This window comes from Burkholderia sp. BCC1638, from assembly GCF_902833195.1.
Classification (GTDB): Bacteria; Pseudomonadota; Gammaproteobacteria; order Burkholderiales; family Burkholderiaceae; genus Burkholderia; species Burkholderia diffusa.
On the sequence record NZ_CADFEC010000012.1, the window covers coordinates 1 to 18,919 of the forward strand.

Below are 18,919 nucleotides of genomic sequence, written 5' to 3' on the forward strand. Positions count from 1 at the left end.
CGGTGTCGGTCAACTCGCGCGTGTCGGGCCAACAACAGGCTCTTTTGCATTGGAAACGCGCCGAAAGCGCTACGCAAGAGCCAGTGCAGACCCTCGTCCAGGCTCCTGTTCCATTGGAAAGCGCTGATCGCGGTCATTTTGCAAAGGCTGACGATGTTCGGCGCCGAATCGCTCTATCCTCCGTATTTTTGCGATGAGTCGCAAAAGCCCGGCAAAATGGCGCGGGCGCGCCCGCGCATCGGCGCGTGCATGCGACCGATATGGATACATCGCGTCCGCCGATGGCGTAGGCGCGATGGCTGATCGCCCGGTCGCCCATCGCGCGGCCGGACCATCGACAAGAACAGGGAGAGGCCGGCAATGAGGCTGGACGACGAAAGAGAAAGCGTGAACGTCGAGGATCGACGCGGCGGCGGCGGGTTCGGCGGCGGGCGCGCGACGATCGGCATCGGCACGATCGTGGTCGCGCTGGCCGCATCTTATTTTTTCGGGATCGACCCGCGCGTCGTGCTCGAAGGCGCGTCGGCGCTGCAGGGCCGGCAGCAGCAGGCGCAACCCGCGCCGACGCAGCATCAGGGCGCGCCGGCGAACGATCCCGGCGCAGTGTTCACGCGCAAGGTGCTCGGCAATATCGAGCGCACGTGGACGGGCGTGTTCAACACCCAGTTGCACGCGCAGTACCAAGCGCCGAAGCTCGTGATGTTCACGAACTCGACGCCGACCGCGTGCGGCACCGGCCAGACCGCGATGGGGCCGTTCTACTGTCCGGGCGACCGCAACGTGTACATCGATCTCGGCTTCTACGACGAACTGCGCAAGCGGTTCGGCGCGGGCGGCGATTTCGCGCAGGCCTACGTGATCGCGCACGAAGTCGGCCATCATGTGCAGAACCTGCTCGGCATTTCCGACAAGGTCGATGCCGCGCGCCGCCGTTCGAGCGAAGCGCGCTCGAACGCGTTGTCGGTGCGGATGGAACTGCAGGCCGACTGCTTCGCCGGCGTGTGGGCGAACAACGCGCAGCGCGCGAACCAGCGGCTGATGGAGCCCGGCGATTTCGAGCAGGGGCTGAAGGCGGCCGCCGCGATCGGCGACGATCGGCTGCAGCAGCAAGGCCAGGGCTACGTCGTGCCGGAGAGCTTCACGCACGGCACCAGCGAGCAGCGCGTGTACTGGCTACGGCGCGGGATGGAGTCGGGCGAAGTGAGCGCCTGCGACACGTTCGCCGCGAACGCGCACTGATATTGACCGACGGGGCGGGGCGCGCACGTCGCCGCGCCTTCGTTGCGAAGCCGCACGCGCGGCCGCTCCGGAAACTTCGCCGATCGTTCCGGTCGCGCTCGATCGGCGCGCGCGATGTTCCGCATCGTCTTCGACGTCCATTCCCGGTCCTGCGGCTCGCGGCGCGTGATTGCCTGACGTGAATTCGGTTGTCGCAATACGGCCGGGGCGTCCGCCATCCACCTCGCAGACGAATTGCCGATTTGTGCTCACCGGCCCATTTCGGCGCCGGTAGGCTGGCCCGAACTTCGACGCGTTCGGCCGCCGGCCGCTCCCATCATGCCGACCTCACCCGTTCCCGCCGATCACGAAGCCGCCGACTGGCAGCGCGCGCTGCGCGCGTGCGTCGACGCGTTCGACGCGTTCGTGAGCCCGTCCGCGATCGTGTTCTACCGGCTCGACCTGAGCGGCGAGCCGGCCGATTTCGATCTGTTCGGCATGCCCGAGTCGATGCATCGCACCTACATCGCGCGCTACCGGATGCTCGATCCGCTGCATCCGTCGCGCTGCGCGGCAGGCGCTCACGCGGTCGTGACGCTCGCTTCCCAATTGCCTGACGAAAGACGCGATGCATCCGCATACTGGACCCGTTTCCTGCGGCGGCACGATGTTGCAGACGTCGTCGAGATCTGGCTGCGTGACGACGCGGGCCGGACGGTCGGCGCGTTTTCGCTGCTGCGCTTCGGGAAGGGTGACGCGGGCGGTGGCGCGGGCAATAGCACGGCGGGCCGGTTCGCGCCGGGCGAGATCGACGCGCTGGCACGGTTGCAGCCCGTTGTCGAAGCCGCGCTGTGCCCGCTGCTGCGCGCGCGGCGCGGGATTCACCGGATCGATTGCGAGGAGCGGCTGACCCATCGCGAGGAGCAGATCGCCCGCCTCGTACGCGACGGCCGCTCGAACAAGGAGATCGCGCGCGATCTTGCGCTCGGCCAGCCGACCGTCAAGACGCATCTGATGCGGATGTACCGCAAGCTCGGCGTGTCGAACCGCACCGAGCTGGTCGGCACGTTGTTCCTGTAGTTTTTTCGCACCCGCCTCGCACCCGCATGCCCCCCGCGCGATTCATCCGACGATAGCGCGGCCCTCGCACGCCGCCGTTCCACGATCCCGCCTCGCGCGCGTGTCGATCCTCCGCGCGTTTGCCAATTTGCGCTCACAGGGCGCGATCCCTCGTCGATACAGTGGTTCGACACCCGCATGCCGGCGCGCACGCGGCCCAGCCATGACAATCATCGAGACGCCCATGAGCACCACGAACTTCGTCGCGGTCAGCGACACCGTGCGCACCTTCGTCGCACGCGATTTCGGCCTTTTCATCGACGGCGCCATGCAGCCCGCGCACGCGGCCGCGCGGCTCGACGTGTACGACCCGGCGACCGGCGAGCGGCTCGCGACGGTCGCGGATGCGGACGCGCACGACGTCGACCGCGCCGTCGCCAGCGCGAAACACGCATTCGACACGCGCGTGTGGAGCGGGCTGCGCCCGGCCGACCGCGAGCGCATCCTGCTGAAGCTCGCCGACCTGATCGAAGCCGACGCCGAAACGCTCGCGCAGCTCGAAACGCTGAACCAGGGCAAGTCGATCCACGTGTCGCGCGCGATCGAAGTCGGCGCGAGCGTCGAATACGTGCGCTACATGGCCGGCTGGGCGACCAAGATCACCGGCCAGACGCTCGACGTGTCGATCCCGTTCCCGCCCGGCGCGCGCTACACGGCCTATACGCGCAAGGAGCCGGTCGGCGTGGTCGCCGCGATCGTGCCGTGGAATTTTCCGCTGATGATCGCGGTGTGGAAGCTGATTCCGGCGCTCGCGGCCGGCTGCACGATCGTGCTGAAGCCGTCGCCGGAAACGCCGCTCACCGCGCTGCGCCTCGCCGAACTCGCCCTCGACGCCGGCGTGCCGCCCGGCGTGTTCAACGTCGTCACCGGCGGGCGCACGTGCGGCGCCGCGCTGGCGAGCCACCCGTCGATCGCGAAGATCTCGTTCACGGGTTCGACCGCGACCGGCAAGCGGGTCGGCGCGGCGGCCGTGCAGAACATGACGCGCTTCTCGCTCGAACTCGGCGGCAAGAACCCGATCGTGATGCTGGACGACGTCGACGTCGCGCAGGCGCTCGACGGCGTCGCCGCCGGCGCGTTCTTTAACCAGGGACAGGTGTGCGCGGCCGCGTCGCGCATCTACGTGCATCGCAGCAAGTTCGCGCAGCTCGCGGACGGCCTCGCGGGCGTCGCGCAGTCGATGAAGCTCGGCGCGGGCCTCGACACGACCGCGCAGATCAACCCGCTCGTCTCTGCGCACCATCGCGACACGGTCGTCCAGCACATCGAGGGCGCGCGCCGCGCGGGCCTCACGTTCCTCGCGGGCGGCACGCCGGCGGACGACCTGCCCGGCTACTACGTGAAGCCGGCCGTGATCGCCGATCCGCATCCCGACAGCGCGATCGTGCGCGACGAGGTGTTCGGTCCGGTGATCGTCGTCGTGCCGTTCGACGATGCGGCCGATGCCGTGCGTCTCGCGAACGCGTCGCCGTACGGCCTCGCCGCGAGCATCTGGAGCAACGACCTGAAGCGCGTGATGAATCTCGTGCCGCAGATCGAGGCCGGCACCGTATGGGTGAACTGTCACATTCCGCTCGACCCGTCGATGCCGTTCGGCGGCTACAAGCAGTCGGGCATCGGCCGCGAGTTCGGCCAGTACGCGATCGAAGGCTTCACCGAAACCAAATCCGTGTGCATCGCGCACTGACGCGCGGCGCCCGTTCCGAACATCCCGACAACCTCGAACCTCGCCCGTCCACGGCCGAGGTTCGAACGATCCGAAAGTGGAGACTGCAATGAGCTACAACGAAGCGAAGTTCTGGCACCCGATGCTGCACCCGAACGAAATGAAACGGCGCAAGCCGATCCGCATCGTGCGCGGCGACGGCTGTTACGTGTTCGACGAAACCGGCAAGCAGCTGGTCGACGGCGTCGCGGGCCTGTGGAACGTGAACGTCGGGCACAACCGCCAGGAAGTGAAGGATGCGATCGTGCGCCAGCTCGACGAACTCGAATACTTCCAGCTGTTCGACGGCATCTCGCATCCGCGCGCGGAAGAACTGTCGAAGAAGCTGATCGACATGCTGGAGCCGGAAGGGATGCGCCGCGTGCTGTACAGCTCGGGCGGCTCCGACTCGATCGAGACCGCGCTGAAGATCGCGCGCCAATACTGGAAAGTGCGCGGCCAGGCCGACCGCACGAAGTTCATCTCGCTGAAACAGGGCTATCACGGCACGCACTTCGGCGGCGCGTCGGTGAACGGCAACACGGTGTTCCGCCGCAACTACGAACCGAACCTGCCCGGCTGCTTCCACGTCGAGACGCCGTGGCTGTACCGCAATCCGTTCACGCAGGATCCGGAGGAACTCGGCCGGATCTGCGCGGAAATGCTGGAGCGCGAGATCCAGTTCCAGAGCCCCGACACGGTCGCCGCGTTCATCGCCGAGCCGGTGCAGGGCGCGGGCGGCGTGATCGTGCCGCCGGCCAACTACTGGCCGCTCGTGCGCGAGGTGTGCGACCGCTACGGCGTGCTGCTGATCGCCGACGAAGTCGTGACGGGCTTCGGCCGCAGCGGCAGCATGTTCGGCAGCCGCGGCTGGGGCGTGCGCCCGGACATCATGTGTCTCGCGAAAGGAATTTCGTCCGGCTACGTGCCGCTCGGCGCGACGGCCGTGAACGCGCGGATCGAGGATGCGTTCGCCGCGAACGCGGACTTCGGCGGCGCGATCATGCACGGCTACACGTACGCCGGGCACCCGGTCGCGTGCGCGGCCGCGCTCGCGAGCCTCGACATCGTCGTGAAGGAAGACCTGCCGGCGAACGCGGCGAAGCAGGGCGCGTATCTGCTCGAAGCGCTGCAGTCGTTCCCCGAACGCTTCGCGGCGGTCGGCGAGGTGCGCGGCAAGGGGCTGATGCTGGCGCTCGACCTCGTCGCGAACAAGCAGACCCGCGAGCCGATCGACCCGCTGTCCGGCTATGCGAACGCGGTCGCGGAAGTGGCGCGCGAGCACGGCGTGCTGGTGCGCCCGGTCGGCACGAAGATCATCCTGTCGCCGCCGCTCGTGATCCAGCGCGAGCAGCTCGACCGGATCGTCGACGCGCTCGCGGCGGGCTTCGAGGCCGTGCCGTTCGCGTGAGGCCGTGACGGCTGAGCGCATGACGCCGAACCGGCGGTGGAGGGCGGGATAACCCGTTCGCCACCGCCGGTTTGCCGATTTGCGCTATGACCGGATTATTTTGCCTGCGTATTTTCTCGACATCGGATCCGGATTGGATCGACAGGGGCCCGGTGGCGACGCGCCGAAGCGCTGCCCCCGGGCCGACCGCGAAGCACGGAACGGAGCGGGCGCCGCAGCGCCGGCGCTGGCCCAAAAAGGAAGGAGACGAAGATGTCGGGATGGTCTGGAGTGACCGGCGCCGCGGGCGAGACGCCCGCCGGTGCGTCGGCTGAAGCGGGCGGCGGCACGGTGCTGAAGGCGGGCGCGGTCGGTTTCCCGACCGCGCTGGCGAGCGCCGTCGGCCTCATCATGGCGAGCCCGGTGATTCTCACCGCGACGTCGGGCTTCGGAATGGGCGGCTGGGCGTTCGCGGTCGCGATGATCATCGCGTTCGTGATGATGCAGGCGCAGGCGACGACGTTCTCCGAAGCCGCCGCGATGCTGCCGACGGCGGGCTCGGTTTACGATTACCTGTCGTGCGGGCTCGGCCGCTTCTGGGCGATCACCGGCACGATTTCCGCGTATTTCCTGGTGCACGTGTTCGCCGGCACGGCGGAGACGATCCTGAGCGGCATCATGGCGCTCGTGAACTTCGAGTCGCTGAACGCCGCGTTCGAGAAGCACAACAGTTCGTGGCTCGTCGGCGTCGGGCTCGTCGTCACGTTCGCGATCACCAACATCATCGGCATCAAGGTGTTCAGCAAGCTCGAGATCGTGCTGACGGCCGGCATGTGGCTGTCGCTGATGATCTTCGGCATCCTCGGCCTCGCGGCCGCGCCGGCCGTGCATCTCGACGGCTGGTTCGGCGGCTCGGAAGTCGGCACGTCGGTGCCGGCGGTGCTGTCACTGGTCGGGATGGCGATGTTCATGTTCGTCGGGTGCGAGTTCGTCACGCCGCTCGCGCCGGAAATGAAGGCGCCGGGCCGCACGATTCCGCGCGCGATGGCGCTCGGCCTCGTCGGCGTCGCGATCTGCATGTTCCTGTACGGCGCGGCGATCCGCCGCCAGGTCGCGAACGTGCCGGTGAGCCCGGACGGCCTCACGCATCTGCTCGACACGCCGGGCGCGATTCCCGCGTTCGCGCTGCAGGTGCTTGGGCCCTTCGGCCGCGTGTGGTTCGGCATCGCGTTCCTGTGCGCGGGCGCCGCGACGATCAACACGCTGATGGCCGGGCTGCCGCGCATCCTGTACGGGATGGCGATCGACGGCGCGCTGCCGCGCTGCTTCGCGTATCTGCATCCGCGCTTCAAGACGCCGGTGGTCGGCATCGTCGCGTCGGCGATCGTGCCGATCTTCCATGCGTGGCTGATCAACGGCAACCTCGACAGCATCCTGCACCTCGTGCTCGCCGCGACCTGCGCGTGGGGCACCGCGTATCTGCTCGTCACCGCGTCGGTCGTGATGCTGCGCATCCGTCGCCCGGATCTGCCGCGTCCGTATCGTTCGCCGTTGTTCCCGCTGCCGCAGATCGTGTCGAGCGTCGGCATCGTGCTCGCGATCTGGTACATCACGCCGCCCGGCATGAACGCGCGCGACATCTACGTGCCGTTCGGCGCGATGCTCGGGCTCACCGCGCTGTACGCGCTGTTCTGGACGCTCATCGTGCAGCGCCGGCATCCGTTCAAGCCGGTGCCGGTCGAGGAAGTGCTGCGCAACGAGCACGTCGCGTCGTGAGGCTCGCATTCGCCCGGTGGCGCGCGGCGCCCGACACGCCGCCGCCCGGCCACCGGCCCGGCGCGATTGCGGCGCGCGTGCTGGCCGACCTCGGTGCGGCGCGCGATGCGAGCAGCGGCGCCGCCGAACCGCTGGCACGGCTGCCGAATGGCGTGCACGTGGCCATCGAAGAACGCGTCGACCGTCAGTTCCTGATGCATACGGTCAGCGTGCAGGTGTCGACCAGTGCGGACGGCCCGGCCGGGCAGGGCCATGCCCGCGTGCTGCAGACCGGCTGGCTGCGGCGCACCGGGGTCGCGGCCGAGCCCGCAGCGGGATGCAGCCCCGGATTCGTGCGGGCGGTGGCCGCGCTCGTCGCCGATTCGTTATTCGCCGACGCGCTGCGCCCGCTGCACCTGACCGACTGCACGATCGCCGCGCGCGACGGGCGCTGGACGCTCGCCGTCGTGCCGTTCGGCGGCAGCGAGGTCGTGAACCGGATGCCGTCGTTTCGCCGCTATGTCCGCCTGACCGGCGAGCAGGCCGCCGCGCTGTCGGCGGCCTGCCTTGCATTCGAAACTGCACTGCGCGGAATTTTGCGGGGGTAAGCTGTGCCGTTGCGCGCCGTGCGGTGCAACGTGGATTCAGGGTTTCACCGGAGATGCCGATGCTGTTCCAGTCACGCTCACACGAAGACGTGCATGACCACGGGCTCGCGATCGCGGGTTGGCATCAGGTCTACCGCCAGATGACGCCGGGCCGGTTCAGGGGCACTGTCACGCAGGTGCTGTACGACGAGTTCCATTTCTTCCGCGAGACGACCAACCGGCGTGTCGCGCAAACCGGCCTCGCGCCGGCCGGGCGCACGTCGCTCGCGGTGCCGCTGTCGATGCCGCTCGCCGGCACGTTCCAGGGCCAGCCGGTCGACGGCTATGCGCTGCTCGCGCTGCGCGCCGGCGAGGATTTCGAATTCCACACGCCGGAAGGGATGGGGCTCGTCGGGATCAGCGCCGCGTCGGACATGATCGACGAGCTGTGCGAAGCCGAGTTCGGCGCGGCCGGCGCGCGCAAGCTGCGGCACGTCACGCGGCTGTCGGACGCGCAAGGCGTCGCGCTCGGCGCGCGGCTGTCGTCGCTGATCGACGACGCGCAGCGCAACCCCGGCTGCCTCGAATACGCGGCCACCCGCAAGATGTTCCGCGACGCGATGCTCGGCATGTTCCTCGATGCGCTCGACCAGGGCATCGGCGTCGAGCGCCGCGACATCACGCACGCGACCTACAGCGATATCGTCAGCCGTTGCGAGAAACATCTGCGCGACCGGCCCGAGGAACCCGTCACCGTGCTCGAGCTGTGCCGCGCGCTGCGCTGCAGCCGCCGCACACTGCAGACGAGCTTCCAGCGCGTCGCCGACGTCACGCCCGTCGGCTATCTGCGCACGATCCGGCTGAATGCGGTGCGGCGCCTGCTGCGCACGACCTCGGCGCAGCAACTCGGTGTCGGCGAGGCCGCCGCGAGCTGGGGCTTCACGCATCTCGGCTATTTCGCACGCGAGTATCGCGACCTGTTCGGCGAGCTGCCGTCGCAAACCTTGCGTCCCGAATGACGTCCGCGCATCGCGACGGTGCCGCCGGGCATGGTCGCGTGTCGTCCGTTCGCTTCATCGTTTGCTGATTTGGGATAAGGGTCCCGAATTTTCGCTGGATAGAGTCCTGTCACCCATATCGACAACACCATCGATCTGCACTGCGAATCGATGACATCAGAGGGGCGGGACATGAAGATCGGACGAAGACTGGCCGCGAGCGCGGCCGCGCTGGGTTGCATGCATGCACACGCGCAAACCTCGGGCAGCGTGACGCTGTACGGCACCGTGGACACCGGCATCATCTATTCGACGAACCAGCAGTTCACGCGCGCCGACGGCAGCACGGGCGGCGGCCACGCATGGCAGATGGGCGGCGGCAACCTCGTGCCGTCCCGCTTCGGATTCCAGGGCGCCGAGCCGCTCGGCGGCGGGCTGAACGCGGTGTTTTCGCTCGAGCAGCAGTTCCTGTCCGCGAACGGGCAGGCGCTGCAGGGCGGCACGGCGTTCAGCCGGCAGGCGTGGGTCGGGCTGCGCCAGGATTCGATCGGCACGCTCGGCCTCGGCCGCCAATACGACTCGTACACGGACATGCTCGGCGCGTACGTGTCGAGCAACAACTGGGCGACGCCGTACGGCTCGCATCTCGGCGACGTCGACAACCTGAACGCCGCGTTCAACTTCAACAACGCGGTGAAGTTCACCAGCGCGGACTTCAACGGCCTGACGTTCGGCGGCACGTTCAGCTTCGGCGGGCAGGCAGGCGATTTTTCCGCGAAGCGCGGCTATGCGGTCGCCGCGACCTATACGCGCGCGCCGGTCGCGTTCTCGGTCGGCTATCTCGACCTGCACCAGCCGCTCGACGCGGCGCTCGGCGGCGCGAGCGGCTATATCGGCGACTTCGCGTGCAGCAATCCGGGCGCGATGTACTGCCTGCTCCAGGACGCCGGCTCGATGCGCGCGTTCGGCGCCGGCGGCTCGGTGACGCTCGGCGCGGCGACGGTCGCGCTGACCTACACGCACACGCGCCTCGGCGACAGCCGCTATTTCTCGACCGGCGCGCAGCCGCGCACGCAGGCGTTCACGTTCGACATCGGCGAGCTGAACGTCACGTATATGTTCACGCCCGCGCTGCAGGGCGGCGTCGCGTACATCTTCAATGCCGCACACACCGACGGGCGCGGCACGACGCGCTTCCATCAGGTCAACGTCGGCACGAACTACAGCCTGTCGAAGCGTACTGCGCTGTATGCGGTCGCGATCGGCCAGATCGCGAGCGGCACGGGGCTCGGCACCGACGCGAACGGCAATGCGGTGAACTACGCGCAGATTCCGGTGCTCGCGAACAGCAATTCGAGCCGGCAACTCGCGGTGATGGCCGGGATTCGTGTGAACTTCTGACGGCGCGCACGTGGCGAAGCGGGCGGGGCGGCCGACTGCGATGGCCGGCCGGTTCCGCCGCCTGCCACAAATTCTTAACGATCGACGTGAACAATGGCGTTCGCTTCAGGACGCCCGAAGCGTCGCCGGCGTTGCACACGTGTGCAACGCGAGGCCGACTCGCCACCACGCCGATCGAGAGAGACCACATGACCTTGCTGAGCCGCCTGCGCGCGCTGTCCGCCGCCGTTGCGCTGTCCCTTGCCGCCTCGCACGCCTTCGCGGCGGATCTCGTCATCGCGGGCCGCGACGACATCTACGGCAAGGGGCTGGCCGACGCCGTCGCCGGCTTCACCAAGCTGCATCCGGGCACCGACATCGAGCTGCTCAAGCTGCCGAACGCGAACCTGTACCAGAAGCTGAAGCTGTCGATGCGCGAAGGCACCGGCACGTATGACCTCGTGATGATGGACGACACGTGGGCGCCCGAATTCATCGGCAACGGCTGGCTGAAGCCGCTGCCGGCGTCGCTCGCGGACGCCGATCTCGTGCCGTCGGCGGTCGCGCTCGGGCGCAACGCGGCGGGCGCGCTGTACGCGCTGCCGATCGTCGGCAACGTCGAGATGTTCGCGTACCGGAAGGATCTGCTCGCGAAATACAAGCTGCAGCCGCCGCGCAACTGGGACGACGTGCTGAAGATCGCGCAGACCGTCGGCGGTGCGGACAAGAGCGTGTCGGGCGTCGTGTTCCGCGGCACCAAGGGCAACCCGGTCGTGACGGGCTTCCTGCCGATCCTGTGGGCCTATGGCGGCGACGTGTTCGACCGCGCCGGCAACGTGACGATCGATTCGCGCGAGTCACAGGCCGCGTTGAAGACGTTCCTCGCGCTGAAGGCCTCCGCGCCGAAGGACGTCGACGTATACGGCGCCGCCGAAGTGCGCGATGCGCTTCAGCGCGGCACGGCCGCGCAGTCGATCGAGGTGTGGCCGGCGTGGATTCCGGCGCTCGACGATCCGAAGCAGTCGCGCGTGGTCGGGCAGATCGCGCTGCAGCCGCCGCCCGGGCAGACGGCCGGCCCGGCGCCGATGCTCGGCATCTGGCAGATGGGCATTGCGAAGGACGCGCCGCACGCGAAGCTCGCGCAGGACTTCCTGGCCTACCTGAGTTCGCGCGATACGCAAACGCGCCTCGCCGGGATCGGCATTCCGCCGACGCGCCGCAGCGTGTTCGCCGATCCGGCGCTGGTGCGCCAGTACCGCTGGTATCCCGATCAATTGAAGGCGCTCGAGGCCGGTCGTGCGCGGCCGCGCGTGAAGGACTGGCAGCAGGTCGAGAGCATTCTCGGCGACCAGCTGCAACTCGCGCTGACCGGGCAGGCCGCACCCGACGCCGCGCTGCGTCAGGCGCAGCAGAAGATCGCGCAGGCGATGGCCGCGGCCGGCAAGTGACGGCTTGTCGCCACGCTTCAGCCGGAATCCGCGCATGAAAGCCCTCGGCCGCAGCCTGCCGTTCGTCGCGCTGCTCGGACCCGCGCTCCTGGTGCTGGCCGCGCTCGCGCTGTACCCGGTCGCGCAGGTGCTGATCGACTCGTTCTGCCAGGTCGACTACACGGCCGGCCGCCGCGCGTTCGCGGGGCTCGCGAACTATCGCGCGGTGCTCGGCGACGACGCGTTCGCGGCCGGCTTCGGCAACACGCTGCGTTTCACGATTGCGGCATCGTTCGTCGAAGTCGCGCTCGGCTTCGGTCTCGCGCTGCTGTTCGTGCGCGCGTTTCCGGGGCGACGCATCGCGCTGCCGCTCGCGATCCTGCCGATGATGCTGTCCACGCTCGTGTGCTCGGCGATCTGGCGCAACTGGCTCAATTTCGACGGCTTCCTCAACGCGCTGCTCGCCGTGTTCGGCATCGAAGGCGTGCGCTGGCTGTCCGATCCGCATCTCGCGCTGTGGTCGCTCGCGCTCGTCGACGTGTGGCAGTGGACGCCGATGGCGTTCCTGATCGTGCTGGCCGGGCTGCAATCGATCCCGCAGGAGCTGTACGAAGCCGCGCGCACCGACGGCGCGAGCGAGTGGCAGTGCCTGCGCGACGTCACGCTGCCGCTCGCGGCGCCGCAGATCGGCCTCGCGCTGCTGCTGCGCTCGATCGACACGTTCAAGTTGTTCGACAAGGTCTATGCGTTGACGGGCGGCGGCCCCGGCAACGCGACGCAGACGCTGTCGACCTACATCTACGACACGGGCTTCCGCTTCTTCAACGTCGGGCCGGCGAGCGCCGCGTCGGTGCTGATGCTCGCGGCGTCCGCGCTGCTTGTTTCGGGGTACGTATGGCAGACGGTTCGCAAGCGGCGCGCATGACGGCGCGATCCGCGGGCATCGCGCACGCGCGAACGGGGGCCGCATTCGGCCGCGCGGTGCCGTGGATTCTGCGCGTCGCCGCGCTCGCGCTGTTGCTGCTGCCGTGCCTGTGGATGGCCGGCGCGGCGTTCATGCCGACGCTCGAGCGCCTCGATCATCCGCTGCGGATCGTGCCGGCCGCGCCGACGCTCGAGCATTTCGCGTCGGTCTGGTCGAACGGCATCGGCGCGCCGCTCGCCAATTCGCTGCTGGTCGGGTTTGGCACGACGCTGCTCGCGCTGACGCTCGCGTTTCCGGCCGCGTATGCGCTCGTGCGGCTGCGGTTTCCGGCCCGGCTTGATTTGCTGTTCCTGATGCTCGTGCTGGCACTGAAGCTGATGCCGCCGATCACGATCGCGGTGCCGCTGTTCGCGCTCGCGAAGCGGCTGCATCTGCTCGATTCGACGTTCGGGCTGATGCTCGCTTACCAGATCTACGCGTTGCCGATGGCGATCTGGATGCTGCTCGCGTTCGTGCGCGACGTGCCGGTCGAATACGAGGAGGCCGCGTGCATCGACGGTGCGGGGCTCGCGCGGCGGCTCGTGCAGATCGTGCTGCCGCTGTGCGCGCCGGGGTTGATCGCGACCGCGATCTTCGTGTTCATCGCCGCCTGGAACGAGTTCCTGATCGCGCTGCTGTTCGTGTCGACGCCGAGCCGCTTCACGCTGCCGCTCGCCATCGCCGGCTACGTGACGGAGAACGGCATCGACTGGGGCGACCTGATGAGCGCGGGGCTGCTGGCGTCGCTGCCGACGCTTGCCGTGGCCGGCTACGTGCAACGCTACCTGCTGCGCGGCTTCGCGGGCGGGCTGAAGTGACGCGACAGGTTACGCGCAGCTGTGCCGGACCACGTGCGTAACCGGCACGACACGCGTGCGCGATACGCCGTTGAACGTCTGGATCCGGTCGGCGAGCAGATCGACGGCCGCGTGCGCGAGGCCTTGCGTGTCCTGGCGCAGCGTCGTGAGGCGATACGCGCCGTATTCGGCGGCGGGAATGTCGTCGAAGCCGATCACGCGCACCTCGTCGGGCACGCGCAGGCCGAATGCGTCGCGGGCGGCGTCGATCACGCCGAGCGCGAGCAGGTCGGACGAGCAGAACACGCCGTCCGGGCGCTCGCCGGATGCGAACAGTTGCCGCGCGGCGTCGATGCCGCATGCATGCGTATCGGAGTGCGTATCGATCACGTGGACGAGCGCCGCATCGAACGCGTCGCCGCGTTGCAGCGCCTGCCCGAACGCATCCGCACGTGCGCGTGCGCTGTAGCTCGCGGTGCGCGGCCCGACGAACGCGAGCCGGCGCGCACCGGCCCGCACGAGCCGTTGCGCGGCATGGGCGGCACCCGCCGCGTTGTCGCTGATGACGACGTCCGCGCCCGGCAGGTTCGCTTCGCGATTGATCATCACGACGGGAATCCGGTGATCGAGATACTGGCGCGCGACCGACAGCGGCGGCGACGCGGACGTCATCACGAGGCCCGCGATCCGGTAGCTGAGCAGCCGCTCGAGCGATTGCCGGACCTGATGCGGATCATCCGCATTGGTGACCAGCGGCGTGAACGCGCGCTGGCCGAGCGCGGCCATCAGGTCCGACAGCAGCCGCGCGCGGAACGGATTCTCGAACCCGGCCGTCACGACGCCGATCATGCTGCTGCGCTGCGTGATCATGTCGCGTGCGATCAGGTTGACCTGGTAGCCGAGCGCACGCGCGGCCACCATCACGCGTTCGCGCGTTTCGGGTGCGATGCTCGCCGTCGGTGAGAACGCGCGCGACACCGCGGAGCGCGACACGCCGGCCCGCACGGCGACATCCGACGCGGTCACCCACGTTTTTCTTTCCTTGTCAGTCATCGATTCATGATCCCTTCGCGATACGAAGCTTCCACGCCGCTGGCCGACTGGATGTCGGCGCTCGACGACGCGCGGCCGCTGCATACGCTGACCCTACCGGGCAGCCATGACACCTGTGCGTATACGGTCGATGATCCGCTCGTGCGCACGCAACGCGCGCCGCTCGCCGCGCAGCTCGCGCACGGCGTGCGGCTGCTCGACATCCGCTGCCGGCACCGCTGCGATGCGTTCGACATTCATCACGGCGGGATCGCGCTCGGCATGTCATTCGACGACGTGCTCGCGGACTGTGCGCGTTTTCTCGATGCGCATCCGCGCGAATGCATCGTGATGTCGGTGAAGGACGAATGGCCCGCGCAGGCGTGCACGCGCAGTTTCGACGCGACGTTCGATGCGCATCGTGCGCGGCACCCGCGGTTGCGCTGGCAAGCGGGCGGCGCGCTGCCGGCGCTCGGCGACGTGCGCGGCGCGGTGGTGTTGCTGCGGCGGTTCCGCAGCAGTCGGCCGCTGGGCATCGACCTGACCGCGTGGCCCGACAACGCGACCTTCACGATCGATCATCCCGATGCGGCGTTCGTGATCCAGGACGAATACCGCGTGCCTGTTGCCGGGTCGATCAACTACAAGTGGCGCGCGATCGATGCACTGTTGACCGGCATGCCGTCGCCGGAAAGCGGCCGCTGGGCGATCAATTTCTGCAGCGGTACGGGGATGGGCGCGAATCCGTCGGTGGTCGCGCGTGGCGACGGCAGGGTGCAGGGGATTCAGGCGCGGCTCGCGGAGCGGTTGCGCGCGCAACGTGGTTCATATGGCGCGATGCTGCTCGATTTCTGCGACGACGATGACTGGGCATTGGTGCGGGCGCTGGTTGCGTGCAACGATCACGTGCCCGAGCCGGGTGGCGCGCGCAGGCTGGCCCGCAATTCCCGCTTCCCGTGAAGATCGGCACGTTGCCGAATGTGTGACGAGCGGTCCATGTTGCGAAACGAGGTGGATGGATAAGGTTGAACCGTCCGTGGCGGGCGCGGTTCGATCGAGTCCGTCGCGGATATCCGGATGTTTCTCAACTCGGCGGGAGGCAACGGGCACGTGTGCCCGGCATCGCGCCGGCCCATGAACGTCGTCGTGGCAAGCAGCGCCCGATTCGCCGCGAACCGTCCACGACGCAGGACTGCAAGGAGAGAGGTCATGGCAACGCTCGTCAACATCATGCAGGGCACCCCGAACGCGGTGCAGATCTGGGGCTTTCACGGCCCGTGCAATGTCAGGGACGTCGCAGCGGCATTGAATACCATCGCGTCGGGACTGAGCGGTGATGGTCACACGATTCACATCATGTCGGGAACGCACGGCTATTGCGCGGGGCAGGTCGGTGCAGTCGCCACGCGCGAACAGCGATTCGCCGCGGAAGACCGGGCGCTGGCTTCGCCGAAGACGAAGGACAACAAGCCGGTCGCGGTTGCGGTACACGACTTCAATACGGCGAAGCTGCCCGCGCCGGATTACGTGACGGCGGCGATGGCGAAGCTGAACGGCGACATGCGCGCGATCGTGCAGGGCGACGCGGGCACCGCAACGTTCCTGCTTGCGTATTGCTGCAGCGCCGGGACACCGTAACGCGCCGTCGTGCGCTGACGGGCGGGCGCGGCGGTCCGCCCCGTTTCGCAACGACGAGACGTCGTGCGGATGCGCGTGCGACCGCGACGTTCAGCGCGTCGCGATCGCCACCGCCGCACCGGCCATCGCCGTCGCGCTGGTGCGGTTCGCGATCCGCTTCGCGCGTGCCGACGTGAGGAACGCGCGCGCACGCGACGCGAGCAGCGACCAGAAGCAGTCGGCCAGGATCAGGACCGCGAGCATCGTGCCGACGAGCTCGGCCCACGCGAGGACACCGACGTGCGTCAGGTCGACGATCGTCGGCAACAGTGCGAGATAGAAGAGCATGATCTTCGGATTGCCGAGCGTGACCAGCGTGCCCGCGACGAACATGCGCCACGGCGACTGGCCGCGCGGCAGGTCGCCGGCCTTCGTGTCGGTCGGCGCGGTCCACATCTTCCACGCGAGAAACAGCAGGTACGCGACGCCGAGCAGCTTCAGCACGAGCAGGCCCGTCTCGAACGTGCGCGCGAACGCGGACAGCCCGGCAACCGCGAGCGTGAGCCACAGCGCCTCGCCGATCCACATCGCGGCGAGGAACGGCAGCACGTCTCGCACGCCGTTCGTCAGCACGCGCGCGACGAGCGCGGCGACGCTCGGGCCGGGCGTGCCGGCGGTGACGAGCAGGGCGATGGCGAACACGGTGAGCGCGGACAGCGTCATGACGAACCTCGTGGGCAGGGCGTTCGAAACGTATGAACTTTCGATTATAGTGACGGCCGTTCCCGCCTGCCTACCTCGTCGTGATGACAGTATCGATCCGGATTCGTCCCGCCACGCGGGAAGACGCGGCCGCGATGGCCGCCGTGGAAGTGGCCGCCGCCCAGCGCTTTCGCGACATCGGCATGCCCGACATCGCCGAAGGCGAGCCGACCGATGCGGCCGACGTGCGGATGCGCATCGACGACGGTCGCGCGTATGTCGCGACGGACGAAGCGGGGACGTGCGTGGGTTTTGCGTTCTACCGGCTGCTCGATGCGCAGCGGTTTTATCTGGAGGAGCTGGATGTCGCGCCGTCGCACGCGGGGCAGCGGATCGGCGCGCGCCTGATCGAACGGATCATGACGCGCGCCGCGCAAGACGGCATCGCCCAGGTCGTGCTTTCGACGTTCCGCGATGCGCCGTGGAATGCGCCGTACTACACGCGCCTCGGCTTCGGCATCATCGACGACGCATCGCTCGACGACACGTTGCGCGCGATTCGCGCGCATCACGTCGCACGCGGGCTCGACGAGACGCAGCGCGTGTTCATGCGCGCGGACGTGCGCGCATGAACACGCCGCCGGCCGTCAGGCCGCGTCGCTGAGCGCCGGGTAGTCGGTGTAACCCGTTTCGCCTTCGGCGTAGAACGTCTCCGGCACCGGCTTGTTCAGCGGCGCGCCGAGCTCGAGGCGGCGCGGCAGGTCCGGGTTCGCGATGAACAGCTTGCCCCACGCGATCGCGTCGGCGTGGCCGCTCGCGAGCGTTTCCTGCGCCGATTCGAGCGTGAACTGCTCGTTCGCGATCAGCGGGCCGCCGAACGCCTCCTTCAGACGCGGGCTCAACTGGTCGCCCGAATACGATTCACGCGTGAAGATGAACGCGATCTTGCGGCGGCCGAGTTCGCGCGCGACGTAACCGAACGTCGCGGCCGGGTCGGAATCGCCCATCGTATGCGCGTCGCCGCGCGGCGCGAGATGCACGCCGACACGGCCCGCACCCCACACGTCGATCGCCGCGTCGACCACTTCGAGCAGCAGGCGCGCGCGGTTCTCGATCGGGCCGCCGTACGCGTCGGTGCGGAGGTTGGTGCTGTCCTGCAGGAACTGGTCGAGCAGGTAGCCGTTCGCGCCGTGGATCTCGACGCCGTCGAAGCCGGCTTTCTTCGCGTTTTCGGCGCCCTTGCGGTATGCGGCGACGATGCCCGGAATTTCATCGAGTTCGAGCGCGCGCGGCGTCACGAACGGGCGCGGCGGCCGCACGAGGCTCACGTGACCGCCCGCGGCGATCGCGCTCGGCGCGACCGGCAGGTCGCCGTTCAAGAACACCGGATCGGAAATCCGGCCGACGTGCCAGAGTTGCAGCACGATGCGGCCGCCGGCCGCGTGCACGGCCTGCGTCACGCGCTTCCAGCCTTCCACCTGCTCGTCGGACCAGATGCCGGGCGTGTCCGCGTAGCCGACGCCCTGCGGCGTGACCGAAGTTGCTTCGCTGATGATCAGGCCCGCCGACGCGCGCTCGGCGTAATAGCGGGCCATCAGGTCGTTGGGCACGCGCGCGCTGCCTGCGCGGGCACGGGTGAGCGGCGCCATCACGACGCGGTTCGGCAGGGTCAGGTCGCCGAGGGTAACGGGATCGAACAGGGTGGGCATGGCAGATAACCTTTTCAGAAAGGCGGGCTTACGGCCGCGTCGTGCGCGGCGTGCGGCCCGCGTGGCCTGGGTCAGAGTTCGCGGCGCAGGGCGTCGAGAAATGCGTCGATGACGGCCTCGTTGCGCTGGAAGAACGCCCACTGGCCGATCCGCGTCGACGTCACGAGCCCCGCGCGCTGCAGCGTCGCAAGGTGCGCGGAGACGGTCGACTGCGACAGTCCGCAACGCGCGTCGATCTGCCCGGCACAGACGCCGTGGTCGTACGGCAGCGTCTGCTCCGGGAAATGCGCGCCCGGCGTTTTCAGCCAGACGAGGATTTCCCGGCGCACGGGGTTCGAAAGCGCTTTCAGGATCGCGTCGATGTCGAGTTCAGTCGGCATGGAAAGGTGTGGTGTTCGGAGCGTTCTGTCGGAAAACCGGTGCAAACGGGTATCGTCGATGGGCGAATCATATATCGGAAAATTGCGATATGCGTGAAGGCACTGACGCGAGTGGGGTTGTCGATCGGCCGGAGCATCA

Annotated in this window: 19 protein-coding genes; 15 read left to right on the forward strand and 4 right to left on the reverse strand. The window is 68.5% G+C overall.

The annotated features are described in order from the left end of the window. The 12 genes from HWX22_RS31785 to HWX22_RS16090 all read left to right on the forward strand — a co-directional run. Nucleotides 1-197, forward strand: a 197-nt coding sequence (locus HWX22_RS31785) for a hypothetical protein (RefSeq protein WP_208456624.1), incomplete at its 5' end; no start/stop codon positions are given. Between the two features lie 163 nt (nucleotides 198-360). Beyond that, a complete protein-coding gene (locus HWX22_RS16040) occupies nucleotides 361-1,239 on the forward strand; it encodes a neutral zinc metallopeptidase (RefSeq protein WP_059819382.1) in 879 nt (292 codons plus the stop codon). 318 nt (nucleotides 1,240-1,557) lie between these two features. Further along, on the forward strand, nucleotides 1,558-2,298 hold the full coding sequence (locus HWX22_RS16045; protein ID WP_175915992.1) for a helix-turn-helix transcriptional regulator: 741 nt from the start codon (nucleotides 1,558-1,560) through the stop codon (nucleotides 2,296-2,298). Nucleotides 2,299-2,521: 223 nt separating this feature from the next. Next, nucleotides 2,522-4,024: an aldehyde dehydrogenase family protein gene (locus HWX22_RS16050; RefSeq protein ID WP_059527187.1), complete on the forward strand. Its 1,503-nt coding sequence runs from the start codon at nucleotides 2,522-2,524 to the stop codon at nucleotides 4,022-4,024. An 88-nt stretch (nucleotides 4,025-4,112) separates the two neighbouring features. Then, the gene (locus tag HWX22_RS16055; protein WP_175915993.1) at nucleotides 4,113-5,453 is read left to right on the forward strand and encodes an aspartate aminotransferase family protein; all 1,341 of its coding nucleotides are present in this window, start codon (nucleotides 4,113-4,115) and stop codon (nucleotides 5,451-5,453) included. A 252-nt stretch (nucleotides 5,454-5,705) separates the two neighbouring features. Next, on the forward strand, nucleotides 5,706-7,208 hold the full coding sequence (locus HWX22_RS16060) for an APC family permease (RefSeq protein WP_175915994.1): 1,503 nt from the start codon (nucleotides 5,706-5,708) through the stop codon (nucleotides 7,206-7,208). Beyond that, the gene (locus HWX22_RS16065) at nucleotides 7,205-7,795 is read left to right on the forward strand and encodes a DUF3156 family protein (protein WP_175915995.1); all 591 of its coding nucleotides are present in this window, start codon (nucleotides 7,205-7,207) and stop codon (nucleotides 7,793-7,795) included. The genes HWX22_RS16060 and HWX22_RS16065 overlap by 4 nt, the downstream gene beginning before the upstream one ends. Nucleotides 7,796-7,854: 59 nt before the next feature. After that, nucleotides 7,855-8,793: a helix-turn-helix domain-containing protein gene (locus tag HWX22_RS16070; protein WP_059819686.1), complete on the forward strand. Its 939-nt coding sequence runs from the start codon at nucleotides 7,855-7,857 to the stop codon at nucleotides 8,791-8,793. A gap of 171 nt (nucleotides 8,794-8,964) precedes the next feature. Further along, nucleotides 8,965-10,173: a porin gene (locus HWX22_RS16075; RefSeq protein WP_175912418.1), complete on the forward strand. Its 1,209-nt coding sequence runs from the start codon at nucleotides 8,965-8,967 to the stop codon at nucleotides 10,171-10,173. Nucleotides 10,174-10,361: 188 nt separating this feature from the next. Continuing rightward, nucleotides 10,362-11,600, forward strand: a complete 1,239-nt coding sequence (locus HWX22_RS16080) for an ABC transporter substrate-binding protein (RefSeq protein ID WP_059526600.1) — start codon at nucleotides 10,362-10,364, stop codon at nucleotides 11,598-11,600. Nucleotides 11,601-11,634: 34 nt separating this feature from the next. Further along, nucleotides 11,635-12,504: a sugar ABC transporter permease gene (locus HWX22_RS16085; RefSeq protein ID WP_059819375.1), complete on the forward strand. Its 870-nt coding sequence runs from the start codon at nucleotides 11,635-11,637 to the stop codon at nucleotides 12,502-12,504. Beyond that, entirely contained in the window at nucleotides 12,501-13,361 is an 861-nt protein-coding gene (locus tag HWX22_RS16090; RefSeq protein ID WP_175912414.1) for a carbohydrate ABC transporter permease, read from the forward strand. Before HWX22_RS16085 ends, HWX22_RS16090 begins: the two co-directional genes overlap by 4 nt. 9 nt (nucleotides 13,362-13,370) lie before the next feature. Here the strand turns inward: HWX22_RS16090 and HWX22_RS16095 are convergent, their stop codons facing one another. Then, a complete protein-coding gene (locus HWX22_RS16095; RefSeq protein WP_175912412.1) occupies nucleotides 13,371-14,393 on the reverse strand; it encodes a LacI family DNA-binding transcriptional regulator in 1,023 nt (340 codons plus the stop codon). 6 nt (nucleotides 14,394-14,399) lie between these two features. On the opposite strand from HWX22_RS16095, the gene HWX22_RS16100 reads away from it, so the two are divergent. After that, nucleotides 14,400-15,332 carry a phosphatidylinositol-specific phospholipase C gene (locus HWX22_RS16100; protein ID WP_175912410.1) on the forward strand — a complete coding sequence of 311 codons (933 nt, stop codon included), beginning with the start codon at nucleotides 14,400-14,402 and terminating at the stop codon, nucleotides 15,330-15,332. A 249-nt stretch (nucleotides 15,333-15,581) separates the two neighbouring features. Beyond that, entirely contained in the window at nucleotides 15,582-16,010 is a 429-nt protein-coding gene (locus tag HWX22_RS16105) for a hypothetical protein (protein WP_059526591.1), read from the forward strand. A 90-nt stretch (nucleotides 16,011-16,100) separates the two neighbouring features. On the opposite strand, the gene HWX22_RS16110 is transcribed toward HWX22_RS16105, so the two are convergent. Continuing rightward, a complete protein-coding gene (locus tag HWX22_RS16110; protein WP_175915996.1) occupies nucleotides 16,101-16,712 on the reverse strand; it encodes a LysE family translocator in 612 nt (203 codons plus the stop codon). Between the two features lie 83 nt (nucleotides 16,713-16,795). Here HWX22_RS16110 and HWX22_RS16115 point away from each other — a divergent pair, with 83 nt between their 5' ends. After that, the gene (locus HWX22_RS16115; protein ID WP_175912407.1) at nucleotides 16,796-17,323 is read left to right on the forward strand and encodes a GNAT family N-acetyltransferase; all 528 of its coding nucleotides are present in this window, start codon (nucleotides 16,796-16,798) and stop codon (nucleotides 17,321-17,323) included. A 15-nt stretch (nucleotides 17,324-17,338) separates the two neighbouring features. Here the strand turns inward: HWX22_RS16115 and HWX22_RS16120 are convergent, their stop codons facing one another. Further along, nucleotides 17,339-18,400 (reverse strand): alkene reductase, encoded by a 1,062-nt coding sequence (locus HWX22_RS16120; protein WP_059819371.1) that lies wholly within the window; start codon nucleotides 18,398-18,400, stop codon nucleotides 17,339-17,341. Between the two features lie 71 nt (nucleotides 18,401-18,471). Then, nucleotides 18,472-18,780 (reverse strand): helix-turn-helix transcriptional regulator, encoded by a 309-nt coding sequence (locus HWX22_RS16125; RefSeq protein WP_044846683.1) that lies wholly within the window; start codon nucleotides 18,778-18,780, stop codon nucleotides 18,472-18,474. Between the last annotated feature and the right edge of the window lie 139 nt (nucleotides 18,781-18,919).

Excerpts from the sequence above, each read along its gene's own strand:
- HWX22_RS16085 (WP_059819375.1), top strand. The coding sequence starts at position 11,635 with ATGAAAGCCCTCGGCCGCAGCCTGCCGTTCGTCGCGCTGCTCGGACCC.
- HWX22_RS16060 (WP_175915994.1), top strand. The coding sequence starts at position 5,706 with ATGTCGGGATGGTCTGGAGTGACCGGCGCCGCGGGCGAGACGCCCGCC.
- HWX22_RS16095 (WP_175912412.1), bottom strand. The coding sequence starts at position 14,393 with ATGACTGACAAGGAAAGAAAAACGTGGGTGACCGCGTCGGATGTCGCC.
- HWX22_RS16080 (WP_059526600.1), top strand. The coding sequence starts at position 10,362 with ATGACCTTGCTGAGCCGCCTGCGCGCGCTGTCCGCCGCCGTTGCGCTG.
- HWX22_RS16110 (WP_175915996.1), bottom strand. The coding sequence starts at position 16,712 with ATGACGCTGTCCGCGCTCACCGTGTTCGCCATCGCCCTGCTCGTCACC.
- HWX22_RS16075 (WP_175912418.1), top strand. The coding sequence starts at position 8,965 with ATGAAGATCGGACGAAGACTGGCCGCGAGCGCGGCCGCGCTGGGTTGC.
- HWX22_RS16100 (WP_175912410.1), top strand. The coding sequence starts at position 14,400 with ATGATCCCTTCGCGATACGAAGCTTCCACGCCGCTGGCCGACTGGATG.
- HWX22_RS16120 (WP_059819371.1), bottom strand. The coding sequence starts at position 18,400 with ATGCCCACCCTGTTCGATCCCGTTACCCTCGGCGACCTGACCCTGCCG.
- HWX22_RS16090 (WP_175912414.1), top strand. The coding sequence starts at position 12,501 with ATGACGGCGCGATCCGCGGGCATCGCGCACGCGCGAACGGGGGCCGCA.
- HWX22_RS16070 (WP_059819686.1), top strand. The coding sequence starts at position 7,855 with ATGCTGTTCCAGTCACGCTCACACGAAGACGTGCATGACCACGGGCTC.
- HWX22_RS16050 (WP_059527187.1), top strand. The coding sequence starts at position 2,522 with ATGAGCACCACGAACTTCGTCGCGGTCAGCGACACCGTGCGCACCTTC.
- HWX22_RS16115 (WP_175912407.1), top strand. The coding sequence starts at position 16,796 with ATGACAGTATCGATCCGGATTCGTCCCGCCACGCGGGAAGACGCGGCC.
- HWX22_RS16040 (WP_059819382.1), top strand. The coding sequence starts at position 361 with ATGAGGCTGGACGACGAAAGAGAAAGCGTGAACGTCGAGGATCGACGC.
- HWX22_RS16045 (WP_175915992.1), top strand. The coding sequence starts at position 1,558 with ATGCCGACCTCACCCGTTCCCGCCGATCACGAAGCCGCCGACTGGCAG.
- HWX22_RS16105 (WP_059526591.1), top strand. The coding sequence starts at position 15,582 with ATGGCAACGCTCGTCAACATCATGCAGGGCACCCCGAACGCGGTGCAG.
- HWX22_RS16055 (WP_175915993.1), top strand. The coding sequence starts at position 4,113 with ATGAGCTACAACGAAGCGAAGTTCTGGCACCCGATGCTGCACCCGAAC.
- HWX22_RS16125 (WP_044846683.1), bottom strand. The coding sequence starts at position 18,780 with ATGCCGACTGAACTCGACATCGACGCGATCCTGAAAGCGCTTTCGAAC.